The sequence below is a fragment of the Shewanella sp. SM69 genome, assembly GCF_025653985.1.
GTDB classification, from domain to species: Bacteria; Pseudomonadota; Gammaproteobacteria; order Enterobacterales; family Shewanellaceae; genus Shewanella; species Shewanella oncorhynchi.
In genome coordinates this window covers 42,571-60,590 of the sequence record NZ_JAKKRV010000015.1, presented here as the reverse complement: position 1 = coordinate 60,590, position 18,020 = coordinate 42,571, and the positions used below count along the sequence as shown (strand labels likewise).

The window sequence follows — 18,020 nt, the reverse complement described above, 5'->3', positions numbered from 1 at the left end:
TCGGGCACTAACATGTGCCCGAATTCTATCCATCAATTAAAGGCTTGCATCGAGTTGTTTCTCGATCTCACTCGCTTTGACCCAAGCGGCATGTTGGGATAATTGAGTGGCATAGCGTTCAATGTGTTCAAATTTCGCGAGATCGCCACTGTTCGCCAGTAGCTCTACCACGAAGGACATCATGATATCCGCACCCGTGAGCTTGTCTGCAACAAGATAGGTTTTATCGGCCAACATATCATTGAAGTAATGGCTTATCTTACTGACTTCTATAGCAGCATAACCTTCAAGGAAATTGGTTTTACAACCGTCCTTTTGCACGAACATACGCAGTAACAAAGGCAGTATGGCTGAGCTTTCGGCAAAGTGTAGCCATTGCAGATAACTGACATAGTCTGCGCTGTCTCTGGCGGGGGCTAAGATATCCGCCGCATATTTTTCAATAAGATATTCGGTGATCGCACCCGATTCGGCTATCACTTGACCGTCCATTTCGATAACGGGTGATTTGCCTAACGGATGAATTTGTTTAAGTTCGGGTGGCGCGAGAAAAGTCTGGCTATCACGTTGATAACTCTTAATTTCATAGGGTTGACCGAGTTCCTCTAGCAACCAGATGATACGTTTAGAGCGTGATTTATTGAGATGGTGCAAGGTGATCATGGGCTTTCCTTTGGACAGTGAGAGTACATTTTGGCTGTCGCACTATTATGGTGCGACAGCTCTTTTTAACGTATTTAGCACACTTGTGCGCCTGTCTTTGTTCATTTCAAGCTGAGCGTCGCGTATTTATCGCTTAGCCTCTCGCGTTCAATTGCGCAACTATGGTTTCGGCTACGGCTTCGGATGATCCCGGATTTTGGCCTGTGATCAAATGGCCATCTGCGACGACAAAGCTTGTCCAGTCATCACCTTTGACATAATTGCCACCATTTTTCTGCAGCATGTCTTCAACCAAAAATGGCACGACATGAGTGAGTTGCACGGCTTCTTCTTCAGAGTTGCTGAAACCGGTAACACGCTTGCCGCCGACCAATGGCTTGCCATCACTGGTTTTAGGGTGCAGCAATGCAGCAGGCGCATGACATACGAGCCCTAGGGGTTTATTGGCTTGATAAAACTGTTCAATCAAGACGATAGAATGTTTATCTTCGGCAAGATCCCACAGTGGACCGTGGCCGCCTGGATAAAAAACCGCATCATAATCGGCTGCATTGATTTCACTTAAGCGAGTGGTATTCGCTAGCAGTGCTTGAGTCTCAGGATCTTTGCTAAAGCGCGCAGTAGCTTCGGTCTGAAAGTCTGGCTCATCACTTTTTGGATCGAGTGGTGGTTGACCGCCCAGTGGCGAGGCTAAGGTAATGTCAAAACTTTTATCTTTAAAAACATAAAAAGGTGAGGCAAATTCTTCGAGCCAAAAGCCGGTTTTTAAACCCGTATCACCGAGTTTATCGTGCGACGTGAGTACCATTAATATATTCATTTTCATACATTTACCTAAGTTGCTCACATCAATACGTGTGAGCTTTGGGTTTAGTTCATTTGACGTTATAGGGCTAAGGTCAAAATGTTACGGCTCATGGTTGGGTCAATGTTGCCATGTTCGCCGAGTGCCACCATGCCATGCAGTTCAAGCTGTTTCACTACGTGATCAACGTGGCTGGCATCGAGATCATAGGCAGATAAATGTGTCGGTATGCCCATGGCTTCGAAGAAAGCCTTGGTTTTTGCGATAGCGGCGTCGATACGCTCGTCATCTGTACCTGTGTTGATGTGCCACACACGGTCGGCGTACTGGAGTAGCTTTTCGCGTTTAGCCTCTTTTGTACATTGCAACAGGGCTGGCAATACGATTGCCAATGTACGCGCATGGTCGATATCGTAAAGTGCAGTTAGTTCATGGCCTATCATATGAGTTGCCCAGTCGTGGGGAACACCGACGCCAATCGTGCCGTTGAGTGCCATAGTGGCAACCCACATTAAGTTAGCGCGAATGTCGTAATCTTCGGGTTTAACTAGCACTTGTGGACCAAGCTCAATCAAGGTTTGTAAAAGACCTTCGGCAAATCTGTCCTGCACGGCGGCGTTAACGGGGTAAGTTAAGTATTGCTCTGTGATATGTACAAAAGCATCGACAACACCGTTGGCCACTTGGCGCTCCGGTAGGGTGAAGGTTTTAGTCGGATCGAGTATTGAGAATTGTGGATAAACCAAATCATTACGGAATGGCAGTTTAGCCTGTAGTGATTTACGGGTTACTACGCTGGCGTTGTTCATTTCGGAACCGGTCGCAGGTAAGGTTAACACTGAGCCAAAAGGCATAGCTTGAGTCACATTGGCGCCCCAGCTAGTGAGAATGTCCCAAGGTTCACCTTCAAATACCGCTGCAGCGGCAACAAATTTAGTGCCATCGATAACCGAACCACCGCCAACCGCGAGGAGGAAGTCGATATTCTGCTCACGCACTTGGGCGACGGCTTTCATTAAGGTTTCATAGGTTGGGTTTGGCTCAATGCCATCGAACTCGACAACGAAACGATTACCCAATGATTGTTTAACTTCGTCTAACGTGCCTGTTTTTCTAGCACTGCTGCCGCCAAAGAGGAGCATCACTTTAGCATCGCTCGGTACTAGAGAATCAATTTCGGCGATAGTGTCTTTACCAAAACGGATACGGGTCGGGTTGTAATAGTTAAAATTTAGCATGGATGATGTTATTCCTATTATTACTTTAAATGAGCAGCGTTAATTGAGCTGCATTAATTAATAGCCCGTTAAATTAGTAGACCAGTCGTCTAATTTTGGGGCGTGAAAATGTATTCTTTAAAAATCTGGGCTGATCGATATCAGCAAATATTAGTTTTGAGTCGGTATTAGGTTAAAGGGCCGTTTTAGGCGTTAAAATGGATTCAGTCGTTACGAGTGCACGTTCGAGTGCCGCAGGGCTGTGGCCCAACTTGTTCATTAAGCTGGCGCCTAACCACATGTGATACAGCATTTCAGCGGTTGATTGCGGATCTTGCTGGGCGATTGATCTATCGGTTATGCCCACTTGAACACAAGTCGTTAACCTCTCTATGATACCGGCGGAACCTTTAAGTAAGGCAACACGCATGGCTTCGGATAAATCGGCCACTTCGGCGCTGAGTTTCACGACCAGACACTTTTGATCTACGCAGCCATCGGCTTGTACGTGCAACCATTGTTGCCAGTATTGCATCAAGCGTTGATGGCCTGTCAGTGTCGAGTCATTGAATAATGCGTCTAAATCTAATTGATATTTTTCAAAATAATCAGTAATAAGCGCTTCGCCAAATTGTTCTTTGGATTTGAAGTAGTGATAAAACGAGCCTTTAGGCACTTCGGCCGCCTGCAGCAGTAGGGATAAGCCGACGCTGGAGAAGCCTTTGCGTACGATCAGCTTGTAGCCGATGTCGAGAATGTGCTGGCGAGTGGATTGAGTTTCAATTTTCATGGGGTTTAGGATAAGTCAAATTAGACCGGTCGTCTAGTGTTGTTTTTGTCGGCGATTTCAACACATTCGATTTAGTATGCTTTGCATTGTGAGTTTTACGCTGCCTTGAGCTAGGTTAATAAAATTGCCAAATTGATAAGTGTATTATTTATAAGGTATTTTGATGGTGAAGTGGTCGGGTGGATAACATACTCACAGTGCTGAGATAAACCGTCACTGTGAGTATTCGATTCACGATTGATATGAAATATTAATCGTACTGCCACTCAATCGAGATGATTAGAGGTAGCTACAGCAATATTCGGCAATGGCAGTATTGCGGATTTTAAAGCTAACATTCGCAGCCAGCTCAAATTGAGTGCCTTCGCTAAATTCTTGCCAAGTCGTTGTTTCTGGAAGTAACACCTCAAAACGGCCGCTAGTCACTTCCATTATTTCGCCTTGGGAGGTTGAGAACTCATATTCCCCTGGTAATACAACACCTAAGGTTTGCTTGCTGCCATCGGCAAAAAATACGCTACGGCTAGCCACTTTGCCATCAAAGTAGATGTTGGCTTTTTTAGATACTGACATTTGCTCGAGTAAACTCATTATTAATCCTCTATAAATTGGCTTGAGATGAATTTATATGCATATTTAATAAATTTCAATGCATCATTTGTCGCATGGATGTGCGCATTCAATATAAGTTGATGCTAACGTTCGGTTTATTGCTTATTTCCCACTATATCATTTTGTTTGAAATGGTCGGCATGGCGTGGTTGTCATTTAAAGTTATTAATCATTTTTCTACTTAAAAATAATGAGTTGTTGGAATTTTAGTGAACTTTTGATGAAAATAGTCGGCACCGCTTTGTTTAGCTGAGATTCTTCTCCTATAGTTTTAAGGCAGGTTTAATTCTGCAAAGATTGAAGGAATGGAATTCGACGCGCGACAAGGAGTCTCACCATGGGTTTTACTCGTAAAATTCAGCTTATCAGTTTATTGATTGTCCTATTACCCCTCATATTTGCCACCGCAATAGTGACTTACATTGCTCGCGATGAATTGTTTGCCGAGGCTCAGTCTCGTTTAGTGGCTGTGCGTGAGATCAAGCAACGGCAGATTGTTGGCATGTTTCAGGACTTTTCCGATAACCTGCAGGCCGTCAGCGCCGTAATTGCCAGCCAAAAAAGCCTCGATACTCTTACTGACATAGATCAAACCTTGCAGTCATTAAATAAATCCCTCGGTTTTTATGACCTATTTATTATTAGTGACGACGGCACCGTTTTATATACAGTGGCGAAGGAGTCTGATTTCGGCACCAATTTGCGTACTGGACCCTTCCATGATTCGGGATTAGCACAGTTATTCAATAAGGCATTGGGATCGGCGGGCACAGTATTACTACAAGATTTCTCCGCATACGCGCCTTCAAACGGTCAACCGGCGGCATTTATTGGCCAGTCGATTCAGTTTAATCAACAAAGATTGGTGGTGGCGGCTCAAGTATCAATCGATCGCATCAACAGAGTTATGCAAATTCGTGAGGGTATGGGGCAAAGTGGTGAAACTTATCTTATTGGCCCAAATAATCGTATGCGTTCTGATTCCTTTCTCGACCCCATTAATCGCACTGTTACGGCTTCATTTGCGGGAACGGTAGCTCAGAATGGTGTTGATACGCTGGCGGTAAAGGAGGCGCTGGCTGGTAAATCGGGTGTGATGCAAGTGAATGATTATAACAATAATCCCGTTTTATCCGCTTATTCTCCTGTCGTTGAGCTCGGTTTACGTTGGGGTTTGATGGCTGAAATTGATGTGAGTGAAATAGCAGCTCCCGCCTACCGTATGATGTTTATCGGCTTATCTGTTTGTGCAGCAGCCTTAGTGTTGGCGTTCGCTGCCGCTAAGTTAGTTACAGGGTTTGTATTAAAGCCGCTCGGCGGTGAGCCTGAGGACATGTGTAACTTGACCAGTATGATCGCCTCTGGCGATTTAACTCATAATTTACCGCATGTTCAAACGGATAATCACCTGATGAGTTGGTTGGCGCGGATGCAAACTAAGCTCAAAGAAATCATCAGTCAGCTGGTGGGCGTTGGGCATGAACTTGAATCAGCCGCCGAACAAAATTCTGCCGCCATGACACAAGCCGATTGCAGTATTCAGATGCAGGCCAAAGAAACCGATATGTTGGCTACTGCAGTTGAAGAAATGAGTTATGCCGCAGCTGAAATCAGCACGAATACGATGAGATCCTCCGATGAAGTGTCCGCCTGTACCCATTCGAGTGAAATTCTTTCGCAAAACTTGGCCAGTACTCGTAAAAGCTTAAAAGTGACCTTGAGTAGTTTTGCAACTATTCATCAACAGGTGGGCAGTCTTGAGGCGGATAGTCAGAAAATCGGCTCAGTATTGGCTGTGATAAATGCGATTGCGGAACAAACTAATCTCTTGTCTCTTAATGCGGCGATTGAAGCAGCGAGAGCTGGCGAGCATGGTCGTGGATTTGCTGTGGTTGCCGATGAGGTGCGTCAGTTAGCAGTGAAGGTTCAATTAGCAACTCAGGATATTGGGCAAGTGTTAAAAGGTATTCAGCAACAGTCAGGTGTGCTGGCGTTGCATAGTGTGACTTGTTCCACTGAAGCCTCTAAAACCGCAGAAGATGCGGATGGAATGCAGACCGCGGTGGATGATATTGCTTTGCGCTTAGAAACCTTAAAGGCATTAATGATTCAAACTGCAACCGCTGCGGAAGAACAAACAACGGTTTCGGCGACGATTGCGCAGGGGATTGCTGGCTTAAGCGTGGCGGCGGAGGAAAATAGTGCGGCTATCAGCCAAGTGGCAGCGAGTACGCGGAGTCTGTTGGGGTTAGCAAATCAGCTTGGTTTAACAACGGCACAGTTTAAGGTGTAGATATTTTTCGCTGCATTTACAGTGTTCTCACCTTAGTTGGTGCTGTAAATGTGACTGAGCTGGATGTTACACATCCGCCAGAAATGGATTTCTGGCGGATATTTTTATCAGGACTTCAGTTGGTTATCCCATGAGTGAGCATTAACGTTTACGCCAAATTGTCATTTCTGAGATGGAATGTTGGAATTTACGTTTAGTCTCGCGGATCACGAAGGGAATTTCCTTCACTGCGACCAGCTCAAATTGGCCGATCAAGGTTTCGGTCAAACCATCTAAGGTGGTGAAGTTCTCTCCTTTGACTTTAACGCCACCTAACCATTTATCCTTGGGCGTATAATCTTCAAGCCAAGTGTATGGCGAGGCAATCACAAGGTATCCACCTTGATTAATCCGCTGGGCAATACTGGTTAAAAAGTGCTTAGGCTCGTTTAACCTGTCGATAAGATTTGAGGCATAAACCAAATCATAATCTGTGTAGATGGGCTTTAAATTACAGGCATCACCTTGCATAAAGTTGACCTTTTTAGCCTCAAGTTCATATCCCAGTTTCGCGAGACTCGCGCTCTTAAATTCCTGTAAGTCGCCTTCGGTACGTATGGTGTAACGTTTTTCACCTTGTTCTGTCAGCGCATAGGCCTGTTGAATAAAGCGCGCCGAGAAGTCGATACCATCAACATGATCAAACACTTTTGCCAGTTCGAAACTCGCGCGACCAACGGAGCAGCCGATATCAAGGGCTTTAGCTGTATGAGTCAATTGAATTTCACTCAGCGCTTGCTGCACACCATTGACGCAGAAGTTAGCAACTCCGAAATATTCGGCGCCATAGTGGAATTCAAGGTATTGGGAAATCAGTTCATCCGTTTCGTACACATTGACCTCGGCCATTTGAGCTGGATTTTGGGTGGATTCCACATAGCGAAAGCCCGCGTGTTGATAAAAATGTCGACGAAACGCATAGCGTGATGAAGCTATTGCCTCATTACCCGTAGAGATCCACGAGCCGCCTTTGATGAGATTATGTTTGCCATCGAAGGTTGGGGTGGAGAAATCATCGTAAAGTGGGTGTACGGCGAAGCCGTCAAAACCGTCGATTGCGGTTTCTGTCCATTGCCAAACATTACCGACAATATCGAAAAAGCCATTATGTTCGAAGCGATTCACTGGGCAAGAAGAGGCGTAATAAGCCAAAGCAATATTGCCCGGCACTTCATGCCAATCGGGCGCATCGGCGGGCACATTCTCGCGTAAGATGTACCACTCAGCTTCAGTTAATAGACGTATATTGCTTTGCTTTTGTTCGGCTTTCCAATTACAGAAGGCCTTAGCTTCGAGCTGATTCACTTCAACAGGCCAGTTTAATGGCAGCGGGATTTCTTCCGCTAAGTTACGTTGCCACCATTTATCTTGTCTTAAGCGCCAAAAACGCGGCATTTGTGCTTGGGTATAGGCAAGCCAAGCTTGGCCTTCTTCATTCCAAAATTGGGGTGAGCGATAGCCGCCAGCTTCGACGAATGCTAGATACTCTTGATTCGAGACTAAGAATTTAGCAGCCTTAAAGTCGTTAACGTTAAATATTTTATGGCCGTATTCATTGTCCCAGCCGTAGGTTTGGTCTTGTTCTGTTTTGCCTAAGGTCACTTTTTGCCCTTTTACAGCCAATAAACTGTTGGCCTCGGCAGGGGCGGTGTCTTGGCACGCAGGCCAGAGGTGGTTGGGCGCGACATATTCCAGCGGCAGTTGGCGGATGATCACCGATGAGGTTTCTAAATGAATACGCTCATGTTCAATGCCCATCAAAATGATCCAAGCTGGACTATTTTGAGTGATAGGTAACGCTAGAGGCATTTCATCGATAACACGATTGATGACAGCATTAACTTGTTGGCGATAGCTTCGCACCTCTGCCACATCCGGCCACGGATAATGTTGTTCGTTCAAATCATCCCAAGACATCTCATCGACACCAATGGCGAACATGGATTCGAAGTTGTCGTTTACCCGTTCATCGAGAAATTTACCGAGTTTGAGTTTGTTGATATAGAAAGTGGCCGTATGGCCAAAGTAAAAGATTAACGGATGGCGTAGCGGCTCGGCTTTGAGGTAATAGGCGCTATCTTCTTGGATCAAATCATACAGAGACTCGTATAAAGCCCATGTCTGATTAAAGTATTGCTTAAGCTCTTGACGCTTTCCGGCCTCAGTTTCACCGATGAGCTTAAGGGTTTGAGGGGGTTGCGTTATGGGCTTATCCATAGACAAGTAAACTCCGTATTTATCGGCCTGCGGTGCAAGCATGGGAAGATTAATCTATCGTGTGTGACTCTATACGCGATTACTGAGCTCAGGATCACTTTGTCAGCTTAATGTGTCGGTTTGAGGCAAAGTGTTTTACAAACTAACAGAAAGACCAATTGAGTCCAACATCAGTGCTGGAGCTTAAAGCATCTCAGGTATGACCCTTTGGTTTGGGATTATCTTACAAAGAAAGTGATGCGCTCAATTTAGTGATGCTACTCCTTACAGGAATTAAAATTATTTTATCCCTGAAGAGTATTTTCTCTGTCGGGGTTAAGGCAGAATGATCCCGTCCGTAAAATTATTATGCAGGATATAACGGGATGACAATTAACGCATTATGGATACCCGCCTGGTATGAGCTTGATCCGTCGATCGTAGTGGGTGTGACTGAGGAGTTTGTTTTTCACAAGACTGCCGCAAACGAGGCGTTAAAGTTTTACAGCGGTGCAAAGGAAAACGATGCCGTTAAGGCAACCGGAACTATTTCGGCCATTAAGCACAATGTCTTGGGGGACATTGAAAGTGTCGATGCGCAGGGGCTCGATTATACGCTTGTGTTGCAAGATGGACGGCGTTTGTTAGTCAACGCAGAAGAAAACCCTGGCTTGGTTTATGAGTGGGTTGATGACAGTTGGCAGCCTTCAGATATGGTCATTACAGATTGGACATTAGCAGTACAATTTGCGTCTTTATCACCATTGACGCCAATAAAGTAATTGAAGGTTTATCGTGAGTAACTAGATGGCAAAGTGCAGTTAGCGCTCGGGATCCGAGGTTGACTGCACTTTTACTTGTTCAGCAAGTTGTTGGTATTCTTGTTTGATTTCTGCAATATAAACATCGTGAAAATTCAATTCATTAAATTCATCTATACAGAGCTGATAACGGCGTAGCTGCTCAGATTTTTCTTCGGCGGTATCCCATATTTCCATTAGCATAGCGTTTGATTCCATTCATAAATTTAATATATGTATCCAGCATGCATTTTAACTATGTCTACTGATAATTAATCGAGTCGGCTTCAAAATGGTTACGCTTCATTTTGTCCTGAGACGTTATCTTTTCTATAAATCTATTTTAAACAAAGTGTTAGAGTTAACATCTATGTTATACCGTATGAGTGTATAACTGTTTTCCTCGTCTTCTTCGGGACAAATGCTTACATCAAGGCGCTGCCATATCCTTATAGTGTTTCTATCTCGATGATTGGATTGTGCCTGTGAGCATTTTGCTCTAGATTGATATTTCTTTGTTTTTATCTTCTGGCCTTGATGCTTTTTTGCCCTTTGGAGCCGTGTAATGGCTAATATTCTGTTAGTTGCCAATCTCAACTGTGATCGAATCTTACTGCTTGATAAACCTTTAAAAACGGGTGGACGTTTCCATTATCAAGATGGCGGCCAAAGGCTCGGCGGCGGTGGGGCAAATACCGGATTAGGTTTAGTCTGGGCAGGGCATAGCGTCGCGTTGGTGAGTCAAGTGGGCCGTGATGACATGGGGGATTGGCTCATTGCAGAAGCCAGTACGCAAGGTCTCGATTGTCGTTTAGTGCAGCGCCGCGCCGGCAATACATGCGAAATGCTGCTTGTAATGACGCCAGATGGCGAGCGCACCATTATTCGGCCACAAAGACCCATATTTGAATTATCTGTACCGCCGAAATGGCAGTCATGGGATGCGTTGTATTTTAATACTTCCGCTGAAGGCTCTGTCAGCTGGGCAAAAACAGCTTTAGAACATTGTCTTGTGGTCGCGCAATTAGCCAAGGACGACAGACAGAGACCTTGTCATATTTTATTGGCCTCCATGAGTGATATTCAGGGGCGTTGTGATGGCGCATCTTGGGAATATGGCAAAAGTATTGGCGGCGATTGTCTGCGTTACTTTATTGTCACCGATGGTATCAATGGGGCTAAGGTTTACACGCACGATCAAGTGCAGCATGTTGCCGCTATCCCTGCCACAGTTGTTGATACCACTGGCGCGGGTGATGCCTATGCGTCAGGGTTGATCCACAGTCTCTGCATCGGCCAGTCGATTACTGAGGCCATGGCAGAAGGGGCGATTTGGGCGGCATTTGCGGTGGCAACTGATAGTTCTATTCCGGGTGAGGCACTAAAACAGTATTTAGAGGCGAAGCAAATCGCATGAAAATCTGCGGGCGAGCAGTTTGAGTCATCTTTTTGTCATACGTCCTTGCTAGAGTATGTCTTGTGGCGCATAGCTTGTCCCTTAACGTTTTCTTGTACTTTTCTCCCATTTATTGGTTAGTATGTTTTTGCCTCGTTTCCCCAACGAGGCATTTTTTTTGCTCAAAATAAAGTTATTCCATCGTAGAACGCCAATACGACAGAAATCTTGTGCGGCCATGGCACAATTGCGTTAACATTTATTCAACTAAAATAGTTATCGTTAAATTAAAATAATAAGCCACTCAAGGTGTTCTGTAGTCTTTGGAGTTGAGAATGGGCAATAACGCTTGGAATGATAAAAATAAATTTATTTGGCTTCTGTCTGTTTTGCTTTTGGTCGCCTTTTTAGTGACCAGCGGTATCAGTTACAAAGTGGCCCATGATTCACTGAGCCAGCAAATAGAGAGCAATACCTTACCGCTCACAAGTGACAATATTTATTCAGAAATTCAACAGGATTTGTTACGACCCATCTTTATTTCATCCTTGATGGCGCAGGATACCTTTGTTCGGGATTGGACCTTAAGTCATGAGCAAGAGCCCGAAAAACTCATTCGTTACCTTAAGGAAATCCAAGAAAAATACGGTACAGTCACTAGCTTTTTTGTGTCTGAGAAAAGTCGAAATTATTACCATTCCACGGGCATTTTAAAACAAATCCAAGATGTAGAGCCTGATGATGCTTGGTATTTTCGAGTGCGCTCTTTACCCGAATCTGAACATTATGAGGTCAATATTGATGCCGATACGGCAGATCGCAGTAAGACAACCGTATTTGTGAATTATAAGGTTTTTGATTTTGAAGGAAAATTTATTGGTGTTACCGGTGTGGGGTTGGCGGTTGAAAAGGTTAAAGCCTTAATTGAGTTATATCAAAAGCGTTATAACCGCCGAGTGTTCTTTACCGACCGGCAAGGTAATGTCACTTTGCATGGCGATCAATATGACGGTACGGATTCGCTGCAAACGAACGTAGGGCTTGATAATTTGGCTACACGTATTTTAACCAGCCCAAGTGCCGCCTTCAGCTATCAGAAAAACGGGAAAACGGTTTATCTCAATAGTCGCTTAGTTCCTGAGTTTAAGTGGTATTTGATTGTTGAGCAGGAGGATGCGCCACAAGAGCGGGAGCTGTTAAATACGTTTTGGGGTAATTTGGCGTTAAGTCTAATGGTGACTCTAGGTATTTTATTCATCTCAAACATGACCTTAGGTCGTTATCAGCGCAAACTAGAAATTATGGCGTCTACCGATAAGCTCACTGGCGCCGCTAACCGTCAGGTGTTTGATGAGTACTTTAGGCAGGCGTTAGATAAAGCTAAGCTGACACAATCGCCTATTTCAATACTCTTGTTGGATATCGACCACTTTAAAAAAGTGAACGACAGTTATGGGCATGGGATTGGTGACTTAGTATTAAAAACTATGACTAATATGCTGCGTGGTTTACTACAACAACAGGATATTTTATGTCGCTGGGGCGGTGAGGAGTTTTTAATTTTACTCCCTGAGATGGATTTATCCCGAGCGGCAGAACTGGCAGAACAGATCCGTGACCTCATTTCCCAGCGGGAAATTAAAGTGAATGGATTGCACATTTCTATTACTGCAAGTATTGGTGTTGCTGAGCATCAAGTGCAAGAGCCTGCGGAGGACCTTATCAAACGTGCCGATCTGGCCTTGTATCAGGCAAAAGAAGCGGGCCGAAATCAAGTGGTGTTAAATCATTCATAGACTCTACTCGGTTCTTCTTGGCAGCAATGTTTAGCCTACCTTTGTGGGTTATGGCGCGGGTTGATTGTGTTATTGGCGTATCGCGGTTTACACTCTGACAGTAATGCGCGATAGGTCATTGATTTGGAGTTGCAGATGTCAAAGTTGTTGATTAATAAGTTGTCTGGATTGTACTTAGGAACCCATCTTCAAGAGATGCCCGGAGTTGCTACGGGGATTGATGGTAAGCAAGCGGCTCAACAACTGTTAGTGCATATCGACCATGTTGAAGGGGACGTGCAGGCCGATCCAAAACACCATGGCGGCCTTGATCGCGTGCTACATCATTTCCCCCGCGAGCACTACGGCCAATATCGTCGTTGGGACTTAATCACCCAGCTCGAAGATGCGCCCAGCATGGGAGAGAACATTAGCACAGTTGGACTGAACGAAACTCAAGTCAATATTGGCGATATCTTGCAAATTGGCGCAGTAAAAGTGCAAGTGACTCAGCCGCGTTCACCTTGTTTTAAATTGAATCTGCAATTTGGTCACAGAGAATTCGCCCTCGCCATGCAGCAAAGCCAATTATGTGGTTGGTTTTATAGAATCTTAACCCCAGGGATTATTCAGTTAAACGATAAGATTGAATTAGTTGAGCGTCGTACTGATATCAGTGTTGCCGAGGCCATGTCACTCTATTTCTCGCCAACGTTTAATGCCAGTGCCTATGATCGTTTAGCTTCCTGCGAGGGATTAGCGCTGAGTTGGGTTAATAGCCTACAACGCCGCTTAGCATTACAGACAGTAGAAGATTGGCAAATGCGTTTATATGGGCCGAGTGGAAAATAAGGCTTTATATTCAAAATGATAAAACAGGGATGACCTATGATTGAACCCGTTACAAAAAGTGATAAAGATTTTGGCTTACTGGTATACGCCTCAAGTTTTATTGGATACTTAGTGCCGTTGGGCTCTATTCTTGGTCCTTTGATTATTTGGCTGATGAAGCGTGAAGAGTCCGCATTTGTCGATCAATGTGGCCGTAGTTGTTTGAACTTTAAATTGAGCCTGTTGATTTATGTGATCATCAGTGGCGTATTAGCTTTGGTCGGAATAGGTTTCATCTTTTTAGCCATACTCGGCATATTCGATCTGGTGTGTACTGTGCTGGCGATTATTAAGGCCAGCGAAGGTAAAGTGTATCGCTATCCATTAACGATTAAATTTATTGCTATGGATTAATTGTCTCTGCGAGTTAAAGAAAAACGCCTTAGATGGAAACATCTAAGGCGTTTTTTATGGCGTAAGTTTTAAGGTCTTACACCTTAAACTTGGCCACTAAGGTATCTAAGCGGTGTGACAGTTGATTCAAGGCTAAACTCGCCTGTGCCGCCGCTTGTGCAGTATTGGCAGTACGTTGAGTAATGTCATTGATTTCAGTGACGTTACGGTTGATGTCCTCCACCACTGTGGATTGTTCTTCCGTTGCCGCAGCAACTTGGATATTCATGTCGCTGATAAGACCAATGCGATCGCTAATGCCAATTAACGATTTGCTGGCTTCATCGACGGCCACAACGCCTTCGTGGGAGCGGGTACGACTCTGGGCCATCGCATTAACCGCGCGGCTGGCTTCCGATTGCAGCTTGTCGATCATGCCTTGCACTTCATTGGTCGATGCTGCTGTGCGTGAGGCTAAGTTACGCACTTCATCGGCTACGACAGCAAATCCGCGTCCAGCTTCGCCGGCACGTGCAGCTTCAATGGCCGCGTTAAGTGCTAACAAGTTAGTCTGCTCAGAGATTGCGCGGATCACATCTAAAATACCACCGATGGATTTAGTGTGGGTCGCGAGGGACTCAATCACTTCACCCACTTGGCCAACGTCTTTTGACAATTGGTTAATGGTATCGCGGGCACGGGTTACCACAACTTGGCCGCTGCTGGCTTCAGTATCTGCATCTCTGGCGGCAACCGCAGCTTGGGCGGCATTACTGGCAATTTCGTTAACCGTCGCGCCCATTTCATTAATGGCCGTTACCACCATCATAGTGCGATCTTTCTGCTCGTGGCTGTCTTCTAAGGTTTGCTGTGCCTGATTCGACACATCCTTAGCCGAGAAACCAAGCTGTTCGCTGGTTTGTGCCACTTCGATGACAGATTCCTGTATCTTGCTGATAAAGCTGTTAAATCCCTTGGCGAGTTGCGCAATTTCATCTTCACCATTGACAGGTAGACGTTGGCGTAAGTCACCTTCACCTTCGCCTATGTCGTGGAACATGGCGGCAACTTGTGCAATAGGACGACTCACAGAACCTGCCACCACGATGGCGAGTACAATAAAGCCCGCTGCAATGATTAGCGTCCAGATTAAGATCTGATAAGCCGCTTCGGTTAATAGTGCGAATACTTCGGCCTCTGGCACCTGTGCGACTAAGTACCAATCCATAGATGCGATATAACTACTGGCAACCAGCATGTTTTCGCCATTGATTTTGGTATTGATCAGATTGAAATCACTGCGGTTTAATAATGAGCTTGAACTCGCATCCTTGTATAAGTTGCTTAGGCTGCTCTTACCAATTTGGCTCGTATCTGGGTGGAGTTTTACCTCACCTTTAGCATCCACTAAGTAGACTAAACCAGTTTCTTCAATCTTAAACGAGCTCAGCAAACGCACCATGTCATCGAGTGATTTAGCGAGCCCGACTAAGCCGCGACCATTGGGTTGTTGGTAGTTGATGAAGAGTTTGACTTCGCCGTTGGCCTCAGTAAATACGTTCAACATACGTTCTTGGCCACTGTCTCGGTAACCAAAAAACCAGCCGTCCTGCGCAGGAGTGAGCACGCGCAAAAACCCATCCTGAGTGTAGTAGGCGGCAGTTTGTCTGTCGGCGTAGGAAGCTTGCGCTAGCTTATACTGACGAGTGATGTCTTTGAGTTGTGCTACGACTTGGGTTTCTTGGGCCTGTGGTCTACCGTCTTCGAGCCATTGCAGTAACATGCGGCTACTGGCCAATTGTTCTGCAGCATTCATTAAAGTGGAAATGTCGAGATCGATCTTATTGCGAATTTGCATCATTAAGCTCGGTAATTCCGAACCTAACATCCTTTGTTGTACGACATTTTTCGCGCTACGTTGGCTTAATACGCCGACGAGTATGGTCGACAACAGTACTGCAAATGTCACTGTTAACAGAATTTTCTGCTTAATGGTGAGGTTATTAAATATCATAAATATCAATATGCCTGTGTTGGACTATTTTGAGTTATCGGTCAACGCACTCTTGTACGGTAAAAGATTATCGGACAGAAATGTTAAAAGTTAACCTTAGTCTAGGCCGATTGCCGAATAAAACAGCGTATAGAACACTTATTTGGCCTAACCTGTTGGTCTTGCTGTAGATCTAATTATGTAGAGTATAGATGGAAATGAGATGGTGATTGAAAACGAACTCTTTTTTGTGTGGCAATTGTGGCCAATGTCGCGAGTAAGGGCAAGCAAAAAAAGTGAACTATTCGTGTAAAAGGTGAAAAAAAGGCGCTCCACTGAGCGCCATTATTTACATTTATCATCCAAATGTTACATGTTGGGGTAGTTTGGACCACCACCGCCTTCCGGTGTAACCCAAGTGATGTTTTGGCTCGGATCTTTAATGTCGCAGGTTTTGCAATGAATGCAGTTTTGCGCATTGATTACAAACTTGGGTTGACCCGCCTCTTCGACGATTTCATACACGCCGGCTGGGCAGTAACGCTGTGCTGGCTCATTAAACTGAGTCAAGTTAATGCCCAGTGGAATACTGCTGTCCTTGAGACGTAAATGGCAGGGCTGATCTTCCTCATGATAAGTGCTCGACAGATACACTGAGGACAGTTTATCGAAGCTAAGCTTGCCATCGGGTTTTGGATAATCAATCTTGCTGTAAGCGCTCACAGGTGCCATTTGCGCATAGTCTGGGTGCTCATCACGCAGTGTGATAGGGAACTTTCCGCCAAACCAGTTTTGATCTATATAGTTGAATGCGCCGCCTAGATAGGTACCAAATTTGTGCATTGCTGGACCAAAGTTGCGGGATTTATGCAATTCTTCGTATAGCCAGCTTTCTTCAAGGTGGGTTTGGTAACAGTCGAGATCTTTACCGCCTTCAACCCCAGCCATCATGGCTTTACCTAAGGTTTCTGCTGCAACAATCCCGCTCTTCATCGCAGTGTGAGTGCCTTTGATTTTAGCAAAATTTAAAGTCCCTGCATTACAACCTATGATCAGTCCGCCGGGGAAGCTCATTTTAGGAAGCGAGTTCAAGCCGCCTTTAGTGATAGCACGGGCGCCGTAACTGAGACGTTCGCCGCCGGTTAAATACTTTGCAATCACAGGATGGGTTTTATAGCGCTGGAATTCGTCAAATGGGCTCAGATGCGGATTTTTGTAGTTCAAATCAATAATAAGGCCGACCGCAATCTGGTTATCTTCCATGTGATAAAGGAAGCCGCCACCCGATGCGCCCTCGGTTAATGGCCAGCCACCTGTGTGAACGACTTTGCCTTGTTCGTGTTGCTCGGCGGGGACTTTCCAAATTTCTTTGAAGCCTAAACCGTAATGCTGTGGTGTTTTACCATTATCTAAATGGTATTTTTCGATAAGTTGCTTGCCTAAGTGGCCGCGGCAACCCTCGGAGAAAACGGTATATTTAGCATGCAACTCCATGCCTGGCATAAAGCTGTCTTTGGGTTCGCCATCGGCACCCACTCCCATATCGCCAATCAAAATACCTTTAACGCTGTTATCGGCGTTAAATAGCAGTTCACTGGCGGCAAAGCCGGGGAATATTTCGACACCGAGTTCTTCTGCGCGATTGGCAAGCCAGCGGGACAGATTACCGACGCTGATAATAAAATTGCCGTCGTTGTGCATGGTTTTTGGCACAAAGGCATTGGGCATCACTCGGCCGTCGGTGGCGGAGCTGAGTAGGTAGATTTCGTCGTGGGTGACAGCGGTTTTTATTGGAGCATCTTTTTCGCGCCAGTCGCTGAATAGCTCGTCTAGCACTTTTGTCTCGAACACTGCGCCTGACAGAATATGCGCGCCCACTTCTGAGCCTTTTTCTACCACACAGACGGTAATTTCTTTACCTGAATCCTGTGATATTTGCATTAATCGACATGCCGTGGCCAAGCCAGCTGGACCAGCACCGACGATAACAACATCGAATTCCATTGATTCGCGTTCCATCAGTTCACCTCTTCCTTCACGTTTCCCCGATTTTTATCGAGTGTTGTAGTTTGTAAACGGGCGTTTTATTGCTTGCACCACCTTACCTGAAAATAAGATAAGGTCACAGTGGATTAAGCTGCTGTTTAGTCTAATTCAATACAAATCTTTAGGTGAGGACTGTCACAGATTATTCACGCTAGCGTGATCTAGGTTAAT

At 45.2% G+C, this 18,020-nt stretch carries 15 protein-coding genes; 6 read left to right on the top strand and 9 right to left on the bottom strand.

All coding sequences use genetic code 11. The features are described from left to right. Positions 1–36 precede the first annotated feature (36 nt). The 5 genes from L5M37_RS18125 to L5M37_RS18105 form a co-directional block, all read right to left on the bottom strand. Positions 37–663: a glutathione S-transferase family protein gene (locus L5M37_RS18125; RefSeq protein WP_263201474.1), complete on the bottom strand. Its 627-nt coding sequence runs from the start codon at positions 661–663 to the stop codon at positions 37–39. Positions 664–796: 133 nt separating this feature from the next. After that, entirely contained in the window at positions 797–1,489 is a 693-nt protein-coding gene (locus L5M37_RS18120; protein ID WP_263201473.1) for a type 1 glutamine amidotransferase domain-containing protein, read from the bottom strand. Between the two features lie 59 nt (positions 1,490–1,548). After that, entirely contained in the window at positions 1,549–2,706 is a 1,158-nt protein-coding gene (locus L5M37_RS18115) for an iron-containing alcohol dehydrogenase (protein ID WP_263201472.1), read from the bottom strand. 172 nt (positions 2,707–2,878) lie between these two features. Further along, positions 2,879–3,475, bottom strand: a complete 597-nt coding sequence (locus L5M37_RS18110; protein WP_105251071.1) for a TetR/AcrR family transcriptional regulator — start codon at positions 3,473–3,475, stop codon at positions 2,879–2,881. A 279-nt stretch (positions 3,476–3,754) separates the two neighbouring features. After that, positions 3,755–4,066: a pyrimidine/purine nucleoside phosphorylase gene (locus L5M37_RS18105; protein WP_263201470.1), complete on the bottom strand. Its 312-nt coding sequence runs from the start codon at positions 4,064–4,066 to the stop codon at positions 3,755–3,757. Between the two features lie 358 nt (positions 4,067–4,424). Between L5M37_RS18105 and L5M37_RS18100 the strand changes: the two genes are divergently transcribed. Further along, on the top strand, positions 4,425–6,380 hold the full coding sequence (locus tag L5M37_RS18100) for a methyl-accepting chemotaxis protein (protein WP_105251072.1): 1,956 nt from the start codon (positions 4,425–4,427) through the stop codon (positions 6,378–6,380). Between the two features lie 141 nt (positions 6,381–6,521). On the opposite strand, the gene ovoA is transcribed toward L5M37_RS18100, so the two are convergent. Next, on the bottom strand, positions 6,522–8,636 hold the full coding sequence (ovoA, locus tag L5M37_RS18095) for a 5-histidylcysteine sulfoxide synthase (RefSeq protein ID WP_263201469.1): 2,115 nt from the start codon (positions 8,634–8,636) through the stop codon (positions 6,522–6,524). A gap of 365 nt (positions 8,637–9,001) precedes the next feature. Between ovoA and L5M37_RS18090 the strand changes: the two genes are divergently transcribed. Next, positions 9,002–9,397: a hypothetical protein gene (locus L5M37_RS18090; RefSeq protein ID WP_105251074.1), complete on the top strand. Its 396-nt coding sequence runs from the start codon at positions 9,002–9,004 to the stop codon at positions 9,395–9,397. 39 nt (positions 9,398–9,436) lie between these two features. Here the strand turns inward: L5M37_RS18090 and L5M37_RS18085 are convergent, their stop codons facing one another. Beyond that, positions 9,437–9,619 (bottom strand): hypothetical protein, encoded by a 183-nt coding sequence (locus L5M37_RS18085; RefSeq protein WP_113941356.1) that lies wholly within the window; start codon positions 9,617–9,619, stop codon positions 9,437–9,439. 361 nt (positions 9,620–9,980) lie between these two features. Between L5M37_RS18085 and L5M37_RS18080 the strand changes: the two genes are divergently transcribed. The 4 genes from L5M37_RS18080 to L5M37_RS18065 all read left to right on the top strand — a co-directional run bounded on the left by L5M37_RS18080 (position 9,981) and on the right by L5M37_RS18065 (position 13,831). Beyond that, entirely contained in the window at positions 9,981–10,832 is an 852-nt protein-coding gene (locus L5M37_RS18080) for a PfkB family carbohydrate kinase (RefSeq protein ID WP_263201468.1), read from the top strand. Between the two features lie 314 nt (positions 10,833–11,146). Continuing rightward, a complete protein-coding gene (locus tag L5M37_RS18075) occupies positions 11,147–12,607 on the top strand; it encodes a diguanylate cyclase (RefSeq protein WP_105251077.1) in 1,461 nt (486 codons plus the stop codon). Positions 12,608–12,742: 135 nt separating this feature from the next. Beyond that, on the top strand, positions 12,743–13,438 hold the full coding sequence (locus L5M37_RS18070) for an MOSC domain-containing protein (RefSeq protein WP_263201467.1): 696 nt from the start codon (positions 12,743–12,745) through the stop codon (positions 13,436–13,438). 36 nt (positions 13,439–13,474) lie between these two features. Continuing rightward, positions 13,475–13,831, top strand: a complete 357-nt coding sequence (locus L5M37_RS18065; protein WP_105251079.1) for a DUF4870 domain-containing protein — start codon at positions 13,475–13,477, stop codon at positions 13,829–13,831. A gap of 76 nt (positions 13,832–13,907) precedes the next feature. Here the strand turns inward: L5M37_RS18065 and L5M37_RS18060 are convergent, their stop codons facing one another. Together L5M37_RS18060 and L5M37_RS18055 are read right to left on the bottom strand one after the other, a co-directional pair. Then, complete coding sequence (locus L5M37_RS18060; protein ID WP_105251080.1) at positions 13,908–15,824, bottom strand: methyl-accepting chemotaxis protein; 1,917 nt, start codon at positions 15,822–15,824, stop codon at positions 13,908–13,910. 348 nt (positions 15,825–16,172) lie between these two features. Next, the gene (locus L5M37_RS18055) at positions 16,173–17,822 is read right to left on the bottom strand and encodes an electron transfer flavoprotein-ubiquinone oxidoreductase (RefSeq protein ID WP_105251081.1); all 1,650 of its coding nucleotides are present in this window, start codon (positions 17,820–17,822) and stop codon (positions 16,173–16,175) included. Positions 17,823–18,020: the final 198 nt, after the last annotated feature.

Coding starts and splice junctions, on each gene's coding strand:
- L5M37_RS18125 (WP_263201474.1), bottom strand. CDS start 663: ATGATCACCTTGCACCATCTCAATAAATCACGCTCTAAACGTATCATC.
- L5M37_RS18120 (WP_263201473.1), bottom strand. CDS start 1,489: ATGAAAATGAATATATTAATGGTACTCACGTCGCACGATAAACTCGGT.
- L5M37_RS18115 (WP_263201472.1), bottom strand. CDS start 2,706: ATGCTAAATTTTAACTATTACAACCCGACCCGTATCCGTTTTGGTAAA.
- L5M37_RS18110 (WP_105251071.1), bottom strand. CDS start 3,475: ATGAAAATTGAAACTCAATCCACTCGCCAGCACATTCTCGACATCGGC.
- L5M37_RS18105 (WP_263201470.1), bottom strand. CDS start 4,066: ATGAGTTTACTCGAGCAAATGTCAGTATCTAAAAAAGCCAACATCTAC.
- L5M37_RS18100 (WP_105251072.1), top strand. CDS start 4,425: ATGGGTTTTACTCGTAAAATTCAGCTTATCAGTTTATTGATTGTCCTA.
- ovoA (WP_263201469.1), bottom strand. CDS start 8,636: ATGGATAAGCCCATAACGCAACCCCCTCAAACCCTTAAGCTCATCGGT.
- L5M37_RS18090 (WP_105251074.1), top strand. CDS start 9,002: ATGACAATTAACGCATTATGGATACCCGCCTGGTATGAGCTTGATCCG.
- L5M37_RS18085 (WP_113941356.1), bottom strand. CDS start 9,619: ATGCTAATGGAAATATGGGATACCGCCGAAGAAAAATCTGAGCAGCTA.
- L5M37_RS18080 (WP_263201468.1), top strand. CDS start 9,981: ATGGCTAATATTCTGTTAGTTGCCAATCTCAACTGTGATCGAATCTTA.
- L5M37_RS18075 (WP_105251077.1), top strand. CDS start 11,147: ATGGGCAATAACGCTTGGAATGATAAAAATAAATTTATTTGGCTTCTG.
- L5M37_RS18070 (WP_263201467.1), top strand. CDS start 12,743: ATGTCAAAGTTGTTGATTAATAAGTTGTCTGGATTGTACTTAGGAACC.
- L5M37_RS18065 (WP_105251079.1), top strand. CDS start 13,475: ATGATTGAACCCGTTACAAAAAGTGATAAAGATTTTGGCTTACTGGTA.
- L5M37_RS18060 (WP_105251080.1), bottom strand. CDS start 15,824: ATGATATTTAATAACCTCACCATTAAGCAGAAAATTCTGTTAACAGTG.
- L5M37_RS18055 (WP_105251081.1), bottom strand. CDS start 17,822: ATGGAACGCGAATCAATGGAATTCGATGTTGTTATCGTCGGTGCTGGT.